This window comes from Mycobacterium sp. (assembly GCF_036488105.1).
Classification (GTDB): Bacteria; Actinomycetota; Actinomycetes; order Mycobacteriales; family Mycobacteriaceae; genus Mycobacterium.
The window spans coordinates 1-16,185 of the sequence record NZ_DASXHW010000394.1; the positions used below are offsets into that span (position 1 = coordinate 1).

Consider the following 16,185-nt stretch of genomic DNA (forward strand, 5'->3'; position numbering starts at 1 on the left):
CCTTGGCGCAGATATTTCGGGTTTTTCGCCTGCCTTGAGAAGAAGGTCTTCCACTTGAGCTGGTCGGGCAGCAGCGACCCGATGATTTGGACTGGCTTGGGCGGTGCGCTGATCGCCGTGCCGACCGGGGTCCCGGTCAACACGAGGTCGCCGGCATCGAGCCGTTGAAATCGCGACAGCGCCTGAAGGGCTTGCACAGGCGGGTAGATGATGTCGCCCTCGACAAGCATGTCCTGGCGGATCTGGCCGTTCACCCGGAGCCGCAGCCGCAAGTCGCCGAAGCGCTTGAGCTCGTCGCCGTTCAGCAGTACCAGCGCGGGTCCGACCGGAGTGAACGTCGGATACGACTTCGCTTCGTAGAACTGCGTTTTGGTCAACTGGACGTCGCGCGCCGACACGTCATTGGCCACCACCAGCCCGCTGATGTAGTCCGAGAGGTTGGCCTCGGTGATCGTAGTGCCGACCGGCACATCGCGGCCGATGACCAGGCCGATCTCGACCTCGTAGTCCAGCAGCCGGACATGCTCGGGTTTGACGATGTCGTCGGATGGGCCGCTGATGGAGCCAGATGCCTTGCGGAAGAAGGCCAGCGGGTCGGTTGCCGGGTTGCGTCCGGCGTCTTTGGCATGGGAGGCGTAGTTGGCCAGTTGCGCCACCACCCGGCACGGGACGGTGATCGGGGACAGCAATTGCAGGCTGTCCACCGGCGCGGTGTCGCTGCTGTGGGCGGCGGCCTCGATGGCGGCTCGGTCGGCCAGCAGCTGGCGTGTGGTGGTGGCTGTGGTGGTGACTTGAGCGGCCCCAGTTGGGGTCTGCACAAACCAGGCATCGGCGGTGCGCAGGATCGAGACGGTCATCGGGGGTCCTTGAGTTGTCGGTGGTTGGGGTCAGGAATTGGCCACGGCGATCATGCCGCGCAGGCTGGCCAGGTCGAATTCGTTGTCGCCGCGCAGCCCGCTGATCACCGAGCGAAGCTCCCGCAGGGATTCGCGGCCGGGCGCGATGCCGAGGAAGTCTTTGGTGATCCGGGGTCCCCATTGGTAGAGCCCGGAGGTGGTGAAGGGAGCCCAACCCGGCTCGAGGCTGCCGTCGAACATGTCACCGTCGCTGAAGTGCTCGACCAAAAATCCGTCGGGATCCCGCCAGTAGTCGAAGATCTGGCTGCCCAGGATGTGCCGGCCGATTCCCCACGAGCGGTGATAACCGAGCTCGGCGAGGTAGCGGCCGCCGGTGGCCATCGCGTCGATGTCGCTGACCTGGTAGGCCGAATGGATGTAACGGTTGGCCGGGCCCAGCGTCAACCCCAGGGTGTGGTGATCCGCCGGAGTCTGGCCGCGATCGCAGCGGATGAAGCTCATGACCGGTCCACGGTCGCGCCGCCCGGGGTAGTACATGAAATCGCTGACGATCATCCCGAGGTGATCGAGGTACCAGTCAAGCGCCTCGAGGTACTTGGTCGTCTGCAACACCAGATGTCCGAGCCGCTGCACCCGCGTCGGCTCGCGTGGCGCTCGTTGGGTGGTGTTGATCCGCGCGAGGTCGTGCCCAAAGTTGTATTCATGCGGGGCCTGCGCCGGCAGGGCTTCCAGCTGGTGAATACCGGCCACCACACGGACGGTCAGACCGCTGGGATCGACCAGGTCGACCGCCACGCCGCCGAGTGACTCGGGCAGCGCGCGCATCCTGGTCCCGGTAGCGTCGGCCAGCCGCAGCACGTCGGACTGATTCTGGGCGGTGTATGCGGTTGCGACGAATCTCGATCGGGGACCTCGCTGGACGAGCACGCAGGGCGAGCCGGGATCGGTGCCGCGCAGATACAGCTCGTCGACCGTGCGTACTACCGTGCTGAAACCGAATGCCCGCGCAAACGCCTCAGCGCGAACCAGATCTGGCTTCTCGAACTCCAACCAGGCAATGTCGTGAACCTTGATGATGGGGTCACAAGATCGGCCCGGATGCTCTCCTTGGCGAGCGCCCTGGTCGCTGTGCAGGTCGGTGTGCGCGCCGGCAACACGGTCGCCCATCAATCTGTCTTTCGAAATGGCAACCGGGCCTCGAAGAACTCGATCGCTCCGCTGCGCTCAAGTGTCACGACATCGAGCCCGAACTCCCTCAGCCACTTTTCGATCTCGCCTGCGTGTGGTGTGTTTCCGAACACCCCCGTACGACGCGCCATTGCGATCAGAACATCTTTGCGGGGACCTCGACCGGTAACGCATGACGTCCCGCGCAGCGTCCCCCCTGGCTTGAGCACACGAGTGAGTTCACCCAGCGCGGCGTGCGGGTCGGGCAAGCAGTGCAGCCCGTTGTAAGTCACACAGAGATCAAAGCTTGCATCGGCGAACTGAAGTGCCGTCACGTCGGCTTCGACGAACTCGATCGCGTCTTGCATTCCCCGTCGGCCTGCCTCTGCGTGCGCTTGGCCGAGCATGTACGCAGATATGTCGGCCGCGACGTACCGCACGGCCTGGCCGGGACGCAAACCGCGAAAGGCGAAGCCGCCGCCGCACGGGATGTCGAGTATGGAGGCTCCCGCCGGGGTGTCTGCAAGTCGCTCGACGTCGGCGAACATGCGTCGCATGTCGGCACCCCACATCGCCCAGGCGCCCGCTCTTGCGACACTGTCGTGCTTGACGCCGGCCTCGTACATGGCTGCCATGAAGCGCTCAGAACGCCACCGCTCCGTTACGTCGGTCATTTCGGAGAGCTCGCCCCAGGTGCGTCCGCAGCGTCCCAGGGCATCGACGCCGAGACCCAGTGGGTCAGTTCCTGCTGATCGTTGCTGTGCAAGTGTCGCGGCGGCGTCACGAACGTCGCATACGGTCGACAGCGCACCAGCACCCGACCTTCCTGCTCCGCAACCGCTTTGACTGCGGGGCGCAGCTCCGCTGGTACCGGCTGTCCCGACATGCGTTCAGCCACTGCCATCATCACGTCGATCAAGGTTTCCTCGTCGTTGTCGATGACGGCGTTGCAATAGACCTGCAGGTAAGCGAAGGGCCAGGTCTCGTCTAGTACACAGAGACTGACTTTGCCGCTGCGGGCCACGGCTTTGGCCTTGGCACGTTCGCCCATGGTCGCCACCAACAGGTCGCCGTTGTCCTCGGGGACGTAGTAGACGATCGACATCGCCGGGCCGTCCGATTTGCGGCCGTAGCCGAATACACAGGTCCGGTGCGTCTGAACAAACAGCCGCCGCTCAGAGGGCAGCATCTCGCGATCCGTCGGCGCCTGAAACGGATCCTTCGACAGCGGCAACAGGCGCACGCTGCGGTCTTCGTCGTGATTTGTGATCTCGGGAGCAGTGCTCATGGTCTGGCCTTTCACCTTTATTATCGACTGATAATAAAGGTACACTCCGAACGATGCAACGCGATACCCCAACGCCGAACAAGGTGCGCCTGCGTCGGGCGAGGTCCGACATCCGCCAGGCGCTGCTGGAGTCGGCACTGGTCGAGTTCGGGGCCAAAGGTTTCGACGGCGCGTCGACTCGGACGATCGCATCGCGCGTACACGCCCACCAGCCGCAGATCAACTACCACTTCGAGTCGAAAGCGGCGCTGTGGATGGCCGCGGTGGATCACCTCTTCGGGCTCTTGCGGGAGGCATTCGACGGCGTCATACCTGCAAAGCTCGCCGGCGTTGAGGTGTCGGCACTGGCTGCGGCGTTCGGCGACGGGATACGTCGATTTGTGGCATTTGCCGCCGAGCATCCAGAGCTCAACCAGATCATGGTTCATGAGGGCACTGCGGCCAGCGACCGGTTGACATGGATGACCGAGACCCATGTAAAGCCGTTCTTCCACGGCATCCGGCCCACCTGGCAGATACTTCGCAAAGCTGGCATCGCCGCACCTATCGACAGCGAAATCCTCTACTACGTCCTGATCGGCGCGGCATCGCTACCGTATGTGAACGCACCTGAGGTCAGGCTCCTCACCGGCCGAGATCCCAGTAGCCCCAAGTGGATTGGTGCTCACGCTGATGGATTGGTCGCGATCCTCTTGCCAGGACTGGCCGCCAGCTCGCCGAAAGGTCCGCAGGCCTGAAGAACGAGGAGCCGGCGATCGCTCGTGACTACTAGGGGTCGCCCAGTCCGCCGACAGACTTCCACGGCGTTGCGCACCTGTTTCTGAACTTGTTTTCGGCTGCTCGTTCGCGGGTAATCGGGTTAGAGCAACCGCAGTTCGCGGAAGCTTCTAGGAGTCAAGATGAGCACCCCCGAGCATGACAAGTCGCAGGAAACCGGTAAGCAAGAGTTCAGCGAAAGCACGGATCGACCGGAAGGCAGTGTTGCCGAGGGCGCCAATCCACCGCTGACCGATCCGACAGAGACAGACGTGGACCGCAATCCGGAACTGATCCCCCCGCAGGAGACCGAACCTGCAGTGCCGCCTTACGAGGGACGCCGCGAGGGCTCCGCAGAAGCGGGAACCCCTGGCCGCGGCGACAATGAGCAGCAAACCTCGAATTAACTGCCGCGCTAAGTTGCCAACGCTTCGTCATCGGTTGTTCGCCGAGCTTCGCGACGGTCTGTGATCGTTACCGATCTGGCTGAGCGGCAAGGCGATTGGCCATTGTGGATTGTCCCGGGCCGGTCAGCTCGGTCGCGGCTTGTTTTCGGCCAGTCATGGCCATTAGAAGTGCTTCCCCGGTTCCGTGAACTTCTGGTCCGTCGCCGTGTCGCCATGCGACGTCGGTCGCCACTAGTCGTAATCCTTTGATTCGCCGCCCTGCGCCGAGCCGCGGATTTCCGGGTACGAGCGGCAGGATCCGTTCAAGCCGTTGAGCCGGCACCGTGCGCGGGTGTCCAAGTGCACGACGGATGTCCTGGTGGTGGACCGTTGCATCTACGAGTCCGATCATGCCGCCAAAGCCAGCGGTAAGTCCCCTCGGACGCAAGTGCCGACGAAGGAACTGCACCAACTCATCGGGCGACATCGGTGCGAACTCCCGCACACCCACCTCGTTGGCATGCACGACCAAGCCCTTCGCGAACCGCGCGGCCAACCCAAGTGGGCTCAACTCTTCATAGCTGACGACATGTGCGACAACATCTTTGACTTTCCACTTGTTACAGAGGGTCGGCGCTTGCCACTCCTGCGCTGTCAGAGTGTCGAGGAATGCGGCAAGATCGCTTCGCTCGTCATACGCCATGTCCATGAGGGACTTGTCGTCGGTGCTCATCACGAAGCCTCCGCCGCCAGCTCGCCGTAACGGCTCAAATACAGAGGCCATCCTGCATCGCCGTCGACTCCGTCGGCCACCGCTTGCCAGCCTGCGCCATGTCGGTCAAGGTGGCGATGCTCTAGTTCGACCCGAGTGCGGTCATCGGATTCGGCGATGAAGCGCACTTCGACTTCACTCGTCTTGGCCGGATCGGCCTCCAGTTGCCACGTCGGTCCGATGTCCCACGAAATCACGACGCGAGAAGGCGGCTCGTAGGCGAGTACACGCGACCACTCACATCGACTGCCGTCGATACCCACGTCGTAGACATGTCCACCGGCACGCGGCTCGAATACGGTCTCGGCGATGGGAACGGACAGCAGATTGTGTTCGCGCGGCTTGATGGCATCGAACTGATTGATGAACAGCGCGAATGCTCGCTCGACGCCGGTATGGACAACGATGCTCTTGCGAATCGGCTCGACTTCTGATGGATTCATCGGTCCCGTCCTTCTTCATCGGCTATCAGTTTGTATGCGTCCAAAGCCTTGCCCCAGAACACGTCTAGCTCCGTCCTCATTGCCTCGATACCTTTTGGATTCAGTTGATAGACCCGTCGTGTTCCAACGGCTCGGTCTAGGACAAGTCCCGCAATTTTGAGCACCTTGAGGTGTTGGGACACAGCTGGCCTGCTGACGGGCAGGTCGTGCGCTAGGTCGCCCACCGCCATCGGCCCACCGGCAAGACGCTTGAAAATCGCTCGCCGGGTGCCATCAGCAAGAGCTGCCCATGCCTCGGCAGCTTCGTAAGTCACCACGAACGGTAAGTATATACTTACCGAGGTGTTTAATACATAGCCCTTAGTGGGTGTTGGTCGGAACGATTGGCGGTAACTCGGCCAACCGCTCGACGCGATACAACCGATCCGCGATAGATCGAAGCGCGAGTACGCGCGCTACTGGGTCAGCGAGGACTCTCCGGTTGGGGCGGATGTACAGGCCGATGTCCGCGCCGCCGCGGCGGCTTCTTGCCGCGATGGAGCGCTCGGCTTACCGATGGCAAGGCCAATACGTTATGCGTCCGTGTTCGGCCACCCCAGATCAGTTGGGCCGCTGGGTGACCGGATGTCCACCCTGCTCATGGCATGTCGTTGAGGAGACGATTGCTAATTGGCCGAAGTTGGCCAGGGCCGTGGTCGGTGAAACCGCTGTGAGTCTGTGCGGCGTCGCCGAAGAAGTAGTCAGGTCGATGTGGACGAGGCCATATTTTGTCGCAGCAGTCCCAGCCGCCGTTTGTATTCGTCGTCGTCGATGTCCCCGCGCGCGTAGCGTTCGGCGAGCACTTGCTCGGCGTTGCTCGCCCCCTGGGCGCGGGTCGTGCCGGTGGTCCGCTGCGACAACGACAGTAGATATCGCGCGAGCAGCACCACGGCGGTAATTACCAGCGCCCAGAACACCACCGTTGTTAGGGTCGTGAGGATCCAACTGCCCCATCCCCAGTGACCGTCGTCCATCATCATCATCATCGAGACCACCTTTCCAAATTGACTATGCTCCAACGCCTTCGACGGTGAGGACGCCGCGAGTAGTCCTATTCCGTTTGTGTTGGCATTTGCATGCATGCCCGGACCCCACACATGAGAACGCCAGATGCAGTCGGCCACGGCGATCAGTGGCCCGGCGACCATGATGGCAATGACGATCGCTAGTGCAGCGCGAGTCTTGACTTTCACCGACTCCTGTGGCGGCGTCGCGAGCCGTTCGGCTCGCGCCAGCACAGCCAAATCGGCCGCCGCCAACGCTTCAGCAGGGACCGCCGTGCACAGCGCGATCAGGCCCGATAGCAATGCTCGGCGGCTATGCCGGCGCGCCGCAACGTCATCGGCGCACATCTCCAATAATCGTGGAACCTGTTGCGCCCCTTCAGTGATTAGGCTCAGACGAGGAAACACCGCGGCCAGAGCGCGCAGCGCCCTGACGATCGCCGCGTGGTGCCCGGCCAGGTGGGCACGTTCGTGAGCGAGCACCGCGGCCAGTTGGCGATCATCAAGCGCATCTCGGGCCGCGCTGGTCACGACAATGGCCGGCGGTCGCCCCGCGACACAGTAGGCGGCAGCTTTGCTGGCCTCGACCACCACCACGTCAGCCTCGCTCGTGCGATGACCGACCAACCGCACAGCCCGAGCGTGCTCGTGCGCACGCGCACGCATTCCCAGCACGGCGGTGGCCAGCCGCACGCCGGTGATTGCGGCCGCCACCGCGGCCCCCGCAGCGACCACGACCAGCGTGATCTGCGGCGCGATCCCGGCGTCTCCGCTGATCGTGCGCTGCAGGCGGGCCAGGCAGGATGCGGCGATCGTGCGGGGATGAGCCCAGTGGCTTATCACTTCGACGGTGATCAGCCCCGCGGTCGCCAGCCAGGAACCCACCACAGTGCCGATCGCGCTCAACCATGTCGCCACCCCAAGGCGGGGAGCGTTTCCGCTGTAGGTCAGTGCCCGCAGGAGCGGAGGGGCGGCGACCAGCATCGCGATGCTGTAGAGGAGAAGTCCAATTACAACGCTGATCACGACTTCGTTCCCTTGGGCAGCCGCCGCAGGACAGAGCGCAGGCGCTCGGATTCGTCGGCGCCGATTTGTTCGACGAAATGCTGCAGTACTAATTCAGGGCTGCCGCCGCCATCGAGGGCCTCGCGCATCAACCGCGCGCTGTGTTGCTCACGCGACAGGGTGGGCCAATACCGATACGCCTTGCCGTCGCGTTCCCGCGCTAGCCAGCCCTTGGTGTGCAGGTTGTCCATAGTGGACATCACGGTGGTGTAGGCGATGCTGCGCTCGGTGGCGAGTTCATCGAAGAGCTCACGCACGGTGGTGGGTATTGCGGAGTCGCGGCTCCACATGCGGTCCATGATGACCGCCTCGAGTTCGCCGAATCCTCGGATCCGCACTACTGATCTCCTGGTTACCCCAAAGCCGCTTGGCTTGGTCGTCGAGGGTTGATACTGCGACAGATCGGACACGCGCTCTTCCTAGCATCTACGTACCAAGATAGTAGACCACGACGGCAGGACGTGCGAGCCAACGGTGGGCGCTCAGCGCCGAGCCGATCCGCCGTCCGTAGCCGCCTCGAAGCTCTGGTTGCCGGTGCTCGCAACTCGCGTCTAGGATCTACGTAGCTAAATAGTAGAACAAGGGAGGTGTCTCCCCGCGATGTCATCTGGTTAGAAAGGCGCCTCTTCACCCCCGACCGAGAGGAATCGACGATGGGATTTTTTGGCGAGTTGGGTAGCGATTTTCGCGAGCGCAAGCGTCTGATCGCTGCGGTCTTCGCTTCCGCCTGTATCGCGGTAGCGACCTTCTTGGCCGGAACTTGGGCCGGGTCCTCGGGGATGTTCACGCTGCACCCGGTGACAGCCTCGGCCCCCCACCCTGACAATCCACCACCACCTGCGGCGCCGAAGCCCGGCGACATGTGTTGCGGCATGAAAATGCCCGACAAGATGATGCCCGATATGCCTAAGCCCAGCGGCATGCCGATGCCTGGCGGGATGATGCCCAGCGAGACGCCGATGCCTGGCGGGATGATGCCTGGCGGAATGATGCCCGGTCGCATGCCGATGCCTAGCAATTCGGGCTAGCCAGAAGGCAATCGAGAACTCGCGATGCTTGATACGGTCGGTGGGCTGCCGGCCCATCCCCTCTTCGCGCACGCGGTCGCGATCTTTCTGCCGTTGCCGCGTTGCTCGCAGTGCTCGTGGTCGTTTGGCCCACAGCGCGCCGCCGCGTCGGTGGCGCCTCGTTGTTCGTGGCTGCGGGCACCCTGATGACGATCCCGCTGACCACGTCGGCCGGTGGCTGGCTTCAACAGCGGGTGATGGGCAGCGAAACCCTTAGTCGTCACGCCGAATTGGGTGGGCAGCTGGTCCTGTGGTCTGCGCTGTTAACGATCGCCATGGTGTTTTGGTGGGCGCTACACACGCCGCTCTTCGCTGACGAGATTGCGACGCTGCCGCCAGTAGCCCGACGCAGCGCAATCACCCTTGCCGGAGGAGCGACGCTCCTGTTCGCGGCGATAGCCACGTGGTCCGTGGTGCAGGTTGGTCACACCGGCGCAGAAGCCGTGTGGGGCGGCATGCTCTGCTGCAAGTGACCCCATACCGCACATCCTGAGGCGCAATCCCTGTGTAGGCCTCCGTTGGCGAAGCACATCAATCCGATCTACTATCTATGTACGTAGATCGTAGGTCTTTTCGGGTGCTGCCGACGCAATGAGCGGCTACTGCCGGCGGATGGAGGGTGCTGATGGCAACTAGGAACGGCTACGATGCCGCCGCAAAGTCAAAGCGTGACGGACGCAAAGTCGTTGCGCACGTCCGATCGAGCGCCCGCAGCGGGACGGGGTGGTGGATTGCCGCCGGCGGCATCGTTGCGCTGGTGGTGTTACTCACCATCACGAGATCGATTGGCGGGCCGCGTACATCGCAGACGAAAGGCCCCGACATCAACGACCCCGCGGCGACCATCGCGGTCGGCGGCTACACCACCCCGCCGTGGCCGGCGCCTGCCGACGCTACGGCTGCGGTGAACGCGGCTGGGCTGCCGATGCTGGGGCACGAAGGCAACGTCGAACATATCCACGCCCACCTCGACGTGCTGGTCGACGGTCAGACAGTGCCGGTGCCGGCCGACGTCGGTATCGACGTGCACCGTCGCACCATCAGCCCGTTGCACACCCACGACGCCAGCGGCGTGCTCCACATAGAGTCGCCGGTGAAACGGCAGTTCAGCCTAGGTGAGTTTTTTTCCGAGTGGCAGGTGAGTCTGTCTGAAGACAACCTCGGCGGATTGCGAACTGGCGGCGGCAATGTCGTCCGTGTCTTCGTTAACGGCGCTCAACGGACCGGAAATCCAGGGGCGATCATGCTCGGAGCACACGATGAAATCGCCGTCGTCTACGACAGACCGCAGCCTAGCGAGACGATTCCCCGAAGTTACGACTTCGGCGGTGGGTTGTGATTTAAGGCCATCTGATTCCGAAACAGGCTGTGGGCGGAAAGATTTAAGTGATCGCTTCAAGGAGGTCCGGGTAATGACGATGCACAATATGCCGCCGGTATGGCACACGGGGTGGATTCCCCCGACCGCGCTCACGGCGGCTTTGGTGGCCCTGATCATCGCCGCTGTCGTAGGTGCGGCGCGATATTTGAGGGAGCCGCCACCCGAGAGTGGCGCCAACACAACGGTTCGATCAACCGTGGACGCGGAGAAACTGTTCCTACAACGCCACGCTCGCGGCGAAGTTGACGACGCTGAATACCAGCAGCGCTTCGAGGTGCTGCGCGCGACGACTGAGCGCCATGCGTCCTGAACATCAAATGACCAGACGGGCTGCGGTCGCCGTGCTCGCCTTGGGTGCGGTCGCGGGTCTGGGGTATGCGATGCGCGGGGCCTTCGGATCGCCCGGGCCCTTGATTCGGCTCATCGACGACGGCAACGAAATGATGGGCGTCTCCCCGACAGACATGTCCCGCTACATGGAAATGTTCAACCGCCACAACGAGATTACCCGCACCGTCGAGGAGATCCCCGGGGGCATTCGCACCACGACCCAATCCGCTTCACCAGACCTTGCTGCGCAACTCAAGGCGCATGTGTCGAGCATGTATTCCCATGTCGAACAAGGCGCCGAAGTCATGTGCATGAGCGACAGCCTGCCCACCCTTTTCCGCCGCTCCGACGGATACCGCCGTCAACTCACGATCACACGCACCGGCGTGATCGCTGAGGAGACCGCCGACGATCCGGATCTCGTCCAAGCCATCCGTGCGCACGCTCAGGAAGTGAGCGGCTTTGTGCGCGAGGGCATGCCGGCGATGATGAGGGGAATGACGGGACCGGGCGGCATGATGGGGCCGGGGAGAATGATGGGACCAGGCGGCATGATGGGACCGCCCTGAGTCACGTTGCGCGACCGAATCGGCGTAGCCGCAACGAATTAGCCACCACACTGACCGAGGACAGCCCCATTGCCGCGCCCGCGACGACCGGATTAAGCACGCCCGATGCCGCTAGCGGGATCGCGGCGACGTTGTAGCCGAACGCCCAGCCGAGGTTCTGGTAGATCGTCCGCAAGGTCCGCCGGGATAAGTGGATCGCACGCACAACACCGTCCAGCTGGCCAGACATCAGCGTGATATCGGAGGCCTCAATGGCTACGTCGGCGCCGGTGCCCAGTGCGATTCCAAGGTCGGCCTGAGTCAGGGCGGGTGCGTCATTGATGCCGTCGCCGACCATTGCGACCACCTGTCCGTTGCTTTGGATGCGCCGAATTTCGGACTGCTTGTCGCCAGGTAGTACTTCGCCGAGCACCGTGTCGATGCCGGCCCGTGAGGCGATGGCACGTGCGGCGGGCGTGGTGTCACCAGTGATCATTCCCACTTCCAAACCCATTCGGCGCAATTCGGCGACAACTTCAGCGGCACCGTCTTTGATGTTGTCGCCCACCGCGAGGAGACCACGCACAACACCGTCCCATCCGCAGAACACCACCGTGTTTCCATCGGCCTCCAATCCGTCTGCGGCCCGCACAAGTTCGGCGGGCAACGTCAGACCGACGTCGTCCGCCAACATCCGCCGGCCTACCCACACCGTGATGCCATCCACGTCGGCGCGCACCCCGTGTCCGGTCAGCGCCTCGAAGCCGGTCACCGCAGGTAGCCGCCCGAAGGCGTCACGGGCGGCCGTCGCGATCGCTCGACCGATCGGGTGCTGGCTATCGGCCTCTACCGCACCCGCATTCGTGAGGAGCTCGTCGCGTGTCGTTCCGGCGACGGGCACGATCTCGTGCAGAGTCATGCGGCCGTCGGTGAGCGTCCCAGTCTTGTCGAATATCACCCTTGTGATGGTGCGTGTGCGCTCCAGCGCCTCAACCCCTTTGACCAAGATCCCTAGTTTGGCACCGCGCCCCGTACCGACCATGATCGCCATCGGAGTAGCCAGGCCCAACGCGCACGGACAGGCGACGACAACCACGGCGACCGCTGCCATCAGTCCACGAAATGGGTTCGCAGCGATTAACCACCAGCCGAGAAATGTCGCGGCGGCAATGCCGATCACGGTGGGCACGAACGCAGCAGATACCCGGTCAGCCAGCCGTTGTGCGCCACCCTTGCCGGCCTGCGCGGCGGCCACCTGACCGGCGATCTGGGCCAAGGCGGTTCGCTTTCCCACCGCGGTGGCACGCACCGTCAGTACGCCGGCGATGTTCATGCTGGCACCCAGCACCGTGTCGCCGACGGTCTTATCGACCGGCACCGATTCCCCGGTCAGCATCGATTCATCCACCGCACTGGCCCCGCCGATGACTTCACTGTCGGTGGGGACCTTCTCGCCGGGTCGGATCCGCAACACATCTCCGACAATGACGTGATCGACGGGGATGAGTACGTCTATGCCGCCCCGAACCACCCGGGCCTGCTTGGCGCCAAGTTCGAGCAGCGACCGTAAAGCGTTGCCGGCGCCAAGTTTTGCGCGCGCCTCGAAATAGCGGCCTAAGCCGATGAACGCGATGATCAGCGCCGCGGACTCGAAATACAGAGGCCCGCCTACAAAGAGCTCCACCGTAGAGAAGAGGTAGGCGGTCACGGTGCCCAGCGTGATCAGCGTGTCCATGTTCGCAGCCGCATGGCGTGCTCGGATGGCGGCCCCGCGCAAAAACGGCCAGCCGCCGTAAAGCAGAATCGTTGTCGTCAAGCCGAACTCGGTCCAGTGCGCCCACGGCTGATCGCCCCACGAACGTGAGAACATCGCCAGCCACGCCACCACCATGGCCAGCGGCCACACCAGCAGCATCCGCCGCCACCACGAGCGCGCGGCGACACGCTCGGCTTCATCGGCGGCGCGCCCGTGTGCTACTGGTGAAACAGTCGGCGCCAGCTGATAACCGCCCCGGGCCACCGCCTCCTGCCATGGCGTCTGATCGACCGTGTCATCGACCGGGATCACCCATGCGGTCATCGTGGCGAAGTTCACCTCCGCATCTGCCACCCCGGGCTGGCGCGCCAAGATCTGTTGCACCCGAACTGCGCACGAATTACATGTCATGCCCGCGATTACGAACTCCACCGAGTGCTGCCGGCGGATTCCTTCAGCCCGTGTCATCCCGAACCGCTTCGACCCGGTAGCCCTGCCGCTCAATCGCAGCCGCGAGATCATCGGCTGAACTCGTAATGCCCTCAAAGTCCACGCTTACGGTGCCCGCGTCCACATCGACGGTGGCAACCCGCACACCGGGCAACGCGCGCAGCGAGCCCTCGACCGCGCTCTTGCAGTTTTCGCAGGAGATGTCGGGTACTGAAAACACATGAGTCGTCACGACGGTTGCCTCCTTGGTCGGTACCTCCGGATCGACTCGCATGGCTTCGGTGACGCGGGCTATCCGATCGCGTTGGATGACGACAACAACACGGTAAGGGTTGCCTCTGGGGCAAGGTCAACTGCTGGGCGACGCCCGCGCCGGGTGGACGATTCGGTGATCATTCGTCGGGTCCTTCGCTTCGCCAGATCATCCGAACACCAGTAGCCCGCAGAAACATTCTGTGGCACAACGTCTTACAGGATGGCGGTCGCACATCGCCGCGCGGGTAGCGAATCAGATGTACCGCAAGCTCCGAGTTCGAATCGCGACTGGCGCGCATCTCCCCAATGCCGCTGGGCGAGCATGTGGTTGGTGCCCGCCGCCGTATCTTGACCTTGCCCTTAGGGCAACCCCTACGTTGGACTCACCGTCGGCGACGCCGCCGTAAGGGTGGGTCCTGCCCGGCTCGAAAGGAACGAAATGCATTCCATAACGAAGCGAACGGCGGTCTTGTCCGCGGCAACTGCGGCCGTCGCGCTGATTGGCGCCGGATGTAGCCATGCCACCAAGGCCGGCCAAACTGCGAGTCCCCCGACAACCTCGGCAATAGCTACGGGGACGTCCGCGACCGCTCCGACTTCAACACAGATCGCGGGCGCTAATGGCACCCTCTACACCGTGGAGGGGCCGATCCTCGCCAAGTACCTGTCCCTTGACGCCGCCAAACGGAAGGCGCTGGGGGCACCGACGGGGAATGAGGATAAACACCCCGACGGCGGCGGCTTCCAAGAGTTTGACGGCGGCGCCATCTGCGTTCACGGCACTAGTGCCTTTGTCATCTTGGGCAAGATCCGTGACAAATGGAACGCACTGGGCGGGATGGATGGCAAGCTCGGTTTCCCGACGGGGGACGAGGACACACATCCCGACGGCGGCGGCTTCCAAGAGTTTGACGGCGGCGCCATCTGCGACCATGGGGCCGGTACTTATGTCGTCTGGGGCAAGATCCGTGACAAATGGAACGAGCTGGGCGGGATGGATGGCAGGCTCGGTTTGCCGACCAGCGACGAGTCAGACACCCCCGACGGCGCCAAGACAGCAACATTCGAGCACGGCACGATCACGTGGAAGCCGGGCGACACCCAGGCCACCGTCGTCTACAACTGATCACTCCAAGGAAGGAGACGTGGGGGAGCCCGACCTGATGCGCGGGCACCCCGAGTGACCAATGGGTGAATCAACTGAACCCGAAGTCGATTCGGAACCGGAAGCCACAAAGCCGAATAGGCTGCGCCGCGGCCTGACGTGGGTTGGGATCGTCGGCGGGACTGTCTTCATCCTGGGAGCCATCTTCGTCGGGGGCGCAGCGACGAGCTGGCACAATCATGATCAACAGCAAGCGATTTCGACGCCCCAGAAGGGTGATCCGCCCCCTGCGGGGCCGGCCAGCGGTGACAAGTGCTGCTGCGAGAAGATGGCCCAAAAGTAGGCGGTTCACGGCGACAAACCGCTGCGCGTCAATGTTGCGCTACGGACCATGCGGACATCCATGCGCAACTGAGGTCTGCGGGTAATCGTAGGTATGGCTACGCTTGAAACCTTGCCGCTGGGGAAGGGTCGTCAATGGCATCTACTGTCTGTGAGCTGGATACAAACCTGGCGATGCACACCGTCGGTGCTGCCGCGAAAGCTGTCGGCGTCTCGGCCAAAGCGGTCCGCATCTGGGAAGCGAAGGGGCTGCTGCCGCCGGCCGCCCGGACCGAAGCTGGCTACCGGCTATTCAGCGACGACGACATTGCGATTCTGCGGTTCATTCTCCGTGCCAGAACTCTTGGACTCACATTGCCGGAGATCAAAGACGTACTCGACCTGCATCGTCAGGGCACCGCGCCCTGTGACCAGGTCACCGTCCTGTTCGACCAGCACATCCGCGACATCGATCGCGCCATCGCCGATCTGCAAGCGTTGCGCGCCAGCCTGGCCGCGGCGCTCAAGGCCGCGCGCAACGACCGACGGCGCGGCCGGACCGCCACGGTATGCCGCATCATTGAAAGCACTGACGACACCGCGGGCCAAGCGATTGCGCGCGACTCCTAGGTCAACCTAGCGGCAGCAGTTCGGGTCTAGCACCGTGCATAGTGCCGCTAGGGATTCGCGGCGCGGACGGTGGTAGACGTTCATGCCGCGTCGTTCGGACTCGACCAGCCCGGCCCGCCGCAGCTGTGTGAGGTGATGGCTCACGGTGGATTCGCCGAGGCCAACCGCAGCGGCTAGGTCGCAGTTGCACACTTCGCCCTCATCGGCGCTAAACAGCAGCGAAACGAGTTTGACTCGTATCGGGTCGGCTAATGCCTTGAGCCGCAATGCAATCTCAAGCGCCGCGTTGTCATTGATAGGGCCCGCGGCCATCGGCGAGCAACGCACCGGGTTGGAGACATCCAACACGGGCAACGTCTTCGGCATACGACCATCCTGCCACAAAGTTTGACATATATCGAAGAGGTGGCATTATCGAGGGAGCCAATAGTTCGACATAAGCCACATAGGTCGGAGTTCCCATGTCCCGCGTTCAACTCGCCCTCAATGTCGACGACCTCGACGAGGCCATCGCGTTCTACTCCAAGCTGTTCAACACCGCGCCTGCCAAGGTCAAACCGGGCTA

At 63.3% G+C, this 16,185-nt stretch carries 22 protein-coding genes and 1 pseudogene; 10 read left to right on the forward strand and 13 right to left on the reverse strand.

Translation table 11 applies throughout. The features are described from left to right. The 4 genes from VGH54_RS20845 to VGH54_RS20860 form a co-directional block, all read right to left on the reverse strand. Positions 1–857: fumarylacetoacetate hydrolase family protein (locus tag VGH54_RS20845; RefSeq protein ID WP_331513983.1), on the reverse strand; the 857-nt coding region annotated here is incomplete at its 3' end. Between the two features lie 30 nt (positions 858–887). Further along, the gene (locus VGH54_RS20850; RefSeq protein ID WP_331513984.1) at positions 888–2,024 is read right to left on the reverse strand and encodes a VOC family protein; all 1,137 of its coding nucleotides are present in this window, start codon (positions 2,022–2,024) and stop codon (positions 888–890) included. Continuing rightward, the gene (locus VGH54_RS20855; RefSeq protein ID WP_331513985.1) at positions 2,024–2,698 is read right to left on the reverse strand and encodes a class I SAM-dependent methyltransferase; all 675 of its coding nucleotides are present in this window, start codon (positions 2,696–2,698) and stop codon (positions 2,024–2,026) included. The genes VGH54_RS20850 and VGH54_RS20855 overlap by 1 nt, the downstream gene beginning before the upstream one ends. Further along, positions 2,695–3,312: a pyridoxamine 5'-phosphate oxidase family protein gene (locus VGH54_RS20860; protein WP_331514004.1), complete on the reverse strand. Its 618-nt coding sequence runs from the start codon at positions 3,310–3,312 to the stop codon at positions 2,695–2,697. The genes VGH54_RS20855 and VGH54_RS20860 overlap by 4 nt, the downstream gene beginning before the upstream one ends. Before the next feature lie 53 nt (positions 3,313–3,365). Here VGH54_RS20860 and VGH54_RS20865 point away from each other — a divergent pair, with 53 nt between their 5' ends. Next, on the forward strand, positions 3,366–4,049 hold the full coding sequence (locus VGH54_RS20865) for a TetR/AcrR family transcriptional regulator (RefSeq protein ID WP_331513986.1): 684 nt from the start codon (positions 3,366–3,368) through the stop codon (positions 4,047–4,049). 162 nt (positions 4,050–4,211) lie between these two features. After that, on the forward strand, positions 4,212–4,475 hold the full coding sequence (locus VGH54_RS20870) for a hypothetical protein (protein WP_331513988.1): 264 nt from the start codon (positions 4,212–4,214) through the stop codon (positions 4,473–4,475). Positions 4,476–4,542: 67 nt separating this feature from the next. On the opposite strand, the gene VGH54_RS20875 is transcribed toward VGH54_RS20870, so the two are convergent. From VGH54_RS20875 to VGH54_RS20895, 6 genes and pseudogenes are all read right to left on the reverse strand, one after another. Further along, complete coding sequence (locus VGH54_RS20875; RefSeq protein WP_331513989.1) at positions 4,543–5,187, reverse strand: maleylpyruvate isomerase family mycothiol-dependent enzyme; 645 nt, start codon at positions 5,185–5,187, stop codon at positions 4,543–4,545. After that, positions 5,187–5,669, reverse strand: coding sequence for an SRPBCC family protein (locus tag VGH54_RS20880; RefSeq protein ID WP_331513990.1), 483 nt, complete (start codon positions 5,667–5,669; stop codon positions 5,187–5,189). Before VGH54_RS20880 ends, VGH54_RS20875 begins: the two co-directional genes overlap by 1 nt. After that, the gene (locus VGH54_RS20885; protein WP_331513991.1) at positions 5,666–5,986 is read right to left on the reverse strand and encodes a metalloregulator ArsR/SmtB family transcription factor; all 321 of its coding nucleotides are present in this window, start codon (positions 5,984–5,986) and stop codon (positions 5,666–5,668) included. The genes VGH54_RS20880 and VGH54_RS20885 overlap by 4 nt, the downstream gene beginning before the upstream one ends. A gap of 423 nt (positions 5,987–6,409) precedes the next feature. Beyond that, the gene (locus VGH54_RS30065; protein WP_414688760.1) at positions 6,410–6,694 is read right to left on the reverse strand and encodes an SHOCT domain-containing protein; all 285 of its coding nucleotides are present in this window, start codon (positions 6,692–6,694) and stop codon (positions 6,410–6,412) included. A gap of 65 nt (positions 6,695–6,759) precedes the next feature. Continuing rightward, positions 6,760–7,735 (reverse strand): annotated as a pseudogene (locus VGH54_RS20890) (M56 family metallopeptidase). Next, positions 7,735–8,115 (reverse strand): BlaI/MecI/CopY family transcriptional regulator, encoded by a 381-nt coding sequence (locus VGH54_RS20895; protein ID WP_331513993.1) that lies wholly within the window; start codon positions 8,113–8,115, stop codon positions 7,735–7,737. Before VGH54_RS20895 ends, VGH54_RS20890 begins: the two are co-directional and overlap by 1 nt. Positions 8,116–8,430: 315 nt before the next feature. On the opposite strand from VGH54_RS20895, the gene VGH54_RS20900 reads away from it, so the two are divergent. The 5 genes from VGH54_RS20900 to VGH54_RS20920 all read left to right on the forward strand — a co-directional run bounded on the left by VGH54_RS20900 (position 8,431) and on the right by VGH54_RS20920 (position 11,124). Continuing rightward, positions 8,431–8,805 carry a hypothetical protein gene (locus VGH54_RS20900; RefSeq protein ID WP_331513994.1) on the forward strand — a complete coding sequence of 125 codons (375 nt, stop codon included), beginning with the start codon at positions 8,431–8,433 and terminating at the stop codon, positions 8,803–8,805. 101 nt (positions 8,806–8,906) lie between these two features. Continuing rightward, the gene (locus VGH54_RS20905; protein ID WP_331513995.1) at positions 8,907–9,317 is read left to right on the forward strand and encodes a hypothetical protein; all 411 of its coding nucleotides are present in this window, start codon (positions 8,907–8,909) and stop codon (positions 9,315–9,317) included. A gap of 152 nt (positions 9,318–9,469) precedes the next feature. Then, positions 9,470–10,183, forward strand: a complete 714-nt coding sequence (locus VGH54_RS20910) for a hypothetical protein (RefSeq protein WP_331513996.1) — start codon at positions 9,470–9,472, stop codon at positions 10,181–10,183. Between the two features lie 73 nt (positions 10,184–10,256). Next, entirely contained in the window at positions 10,257–10,535 is a 279-nt protein-coding gene (locus tag VGH54_RS20915) for an SHOCT domain-containing protein (protein WP_331513997.1), read from the forward strand. Beyond that, positions 10,525–11,124, forward strand: a complete 600-nt coding sequence (locus tag VGH54_RS20920) for a hypothetical protein (RefSeq protein ID WP_331513998.1) — start codon at positions 10,525–10,527, stop codon at positions 11,122–11,124. The genes VGH54_RS20915 and VGH54_RS20920 overlap by 11 nt, the downstream gene beginning before the upstream one ends. A 1-nt stretch (position 11,125) precedes the next feature. Here VGH54_RS20920 and VGH54_RS20925 read toward each other — a convergent pair whose 3' ends face one another. Together VGH54_RS20925 and VGH54_RS20930 are read right to left on the reverse strand one after the other, a co-directional pair. Beyond that, the gene (locus tag VGH54_RS20925) at positions 11,126–13,327 is read right to left on the reverse strand and encodes a heavy metal translocating P-type ATPase (protein WP_331513999.1); all 2,202 of its coding nucleotides are present in this window, start codon (positions 13,325–13,327) and stop codon (positions 11,126–11,128) included. Further along, entirely contained in the window at positions 13,314–13,541 is a 228-nt protein-coding gene (locus tag VGH54_RS20930) for a heavy-metal-associated domain-containing protein (protein ID WP_331514000.1), read from the reverse strand. The genes VGH54_RS20925 and VGH54_RS20930 overlap by 14 nt, the downstream gene beginning before the upstream one ends. A gap of 660 nt (positions 13,542–14,201) precedes the next feature. On the opposite strand from VGH54_RS20930, the gene VGH54_RS20935 reads away from it, so the two are divergent. Both VGH54_RS20935 and VGH54_RS20940 read left to right on the forward strand, forming a co-directional pair. Beyond that, the gene (locus tag VGH54_RS20935; RefSeq protein ID WP_331514001.1) at positions 14,202–14,690 is read left to right on the forward strand and encodes a hypothetical protein; all 489 of its coding nucleotides are present in this window, start codon (positions 14,202–14,204) and stop codon (positions 14,688–14,690) included. A 495-nt stretch (positions 14,691–15,185) separates the two neighbouring features. After that, a complete protein-coding gene (locus tag VGH54_RS20940; RefSeq protein ID WP_331514002.1) occupies positions 15,186–15,620 on the forward strand; it encodes a MerR family DNA-binding protein in 435 nt (144 codons plus the stop codon). A 6-nt stretch (positions 15,621–15,626) separates the two neighbouring features. On the opposite strand, the gene VGH54_RS20945 is transcribed toward VGH54_RS20940, so the two are convergent. Then, the gene (locus VGH54_RS20945; protein ID WP_331514003.1) at positions 15,627–15,986 is read right to left on the reverse strand and encodes an Rv2640c family ArsR-like transcriptional regulator; all 360 of its coding nucleotides are present in this window, start codon (positions 15,984–15,986) and stop codon (positions 15,627–15,629) included. Between the two features lie 95 nt (positions 15,987–16,081). Between VGH54_RS20945 and VGH54_RS20950 the strand changes: the two genes are divergently transcribed. After that, a partial coding sequence (locus tag VGH54_RS20950; RefSeq protein WP_331514005.1) for a VOC family protein occupies positions 16,082–16,185 on the forward strand: 104 nt, incomplete at its 3' end.

What these genes read in the sequence shown, in the direction of transcription:
- VGH54_RS20865 (WP_331513986.1), top strand. Translation starts at nt 3,366, where the DNA reads ATGCAACGCGATACCCCAACGCCGAACAAGGTGCGCCTGCGTCGGGCG.
- VGH54_RS20860 (WP_331514004.1), bottom strand. Translation starts at nt 3,312, where the DNA reads ATGAGCACTGCTCCCGAGATCACAAATCACGACGAAGACCGCAGCGTG.
- VGH54_RS30065 (WP_414688760.1), bottom strand. Translation starts at nt 6,694, where the DNA reads ATGATGATGATGATGGACGACGGTCACTGGGGATGGGGCAGTTGGATC.
- VGH54_RS20850 (WP_331513984.1), bottom strand. Translation starts at nt 2,024, where the DNA reads ATGGGCGACCGTGTTGCCGGCGCGCACACCGACCTGCACAGCGACCAG.
- VGH54_RS20925 (WP_331513999.1), bottom strand. Translation starts at nt 13,327, where the DNA reads ATGACACGGGCTGAAGGAATCCGCCGGCAGCACTCGGTGGAGTTCGTA.
- VGH54_RS20945 (WP_331514003.1), bottom strand. Translation starts at nt 15,986, where the DNA reads ATGCCGAAGACGTTGCCCGTGTTGGATGTCTCCAACCCGGTGCGTTGC.
- VGH54_RS20880 (WP_331513990.1), bottom strand. Translation starts at nt 5,669, where the DNA reads ATGAATCCATCAGAAGTCGAGCCGATTCGCAAGAGCATCGTTGTCCAT.
- VGH54_RS20940 (WP_331514002.1), top strand. Translation starts at nt 15,186, where the DNA reads ATGCACACCGTCGGTGCTGCCGCGAAAGCTGTCGGCGTCTCGGCCAAA.
- VGH54_RS20855 (WP_331513985.1), bottom strand. Translation starts at nt 2,698, where the DNA reads ATGACCGACGTAACGGAGCGGTGGCGTTCTGAGCGCTTCATGGCAGCC.
- VGH54_RS20875 (WP_331513989.1), bottom strand. Translation starts at nt 5,187, where the DNA reads ATGAGCACCGACGACAAGTCCCTCATGGACATGGCGTATGACGAGCGA.
- VGH54_RS20870 (WP_331513988.1), top strand. Translation starts at nt 4,212, where the DNA reads ATGAGCACCCCCGAGCATGACAAGTCGCAGGAAACCGGTAAGCAAGAG.
- VGH54_RS20915 (WP_331513997.1), top strand. Translation starts at nt 10,257, where the DNA reads ATGACGATGCACAATATGCCGCCGGTATGGCACACGGGGTGGATTCCC.
- VGH54_RS20910 (WP_331513996.1), top strand. Translation starts at nt 9,470, where the DNA reads ATGGCAACTAGGAACGGCTACGATGCCGCCGCAAAGTCAAAGCGTGAC.
- VGH54_RS20920 (WP_331513998.1), top strand. Translation starts at nt 10,525, where the DNA reads ATGCGTCCTGAACATCAAATGACCAGACGGGCTGCGGTCGCCGTGCTC.
- VGH54_RS20900 (WP_331513994.1), top strand. Translation starts at nt 8,431, where the DNA reads ATGGGATTTTTTGGCGAGTTGGGTAGCGATTTTCGCGAGCGCAAGCGT.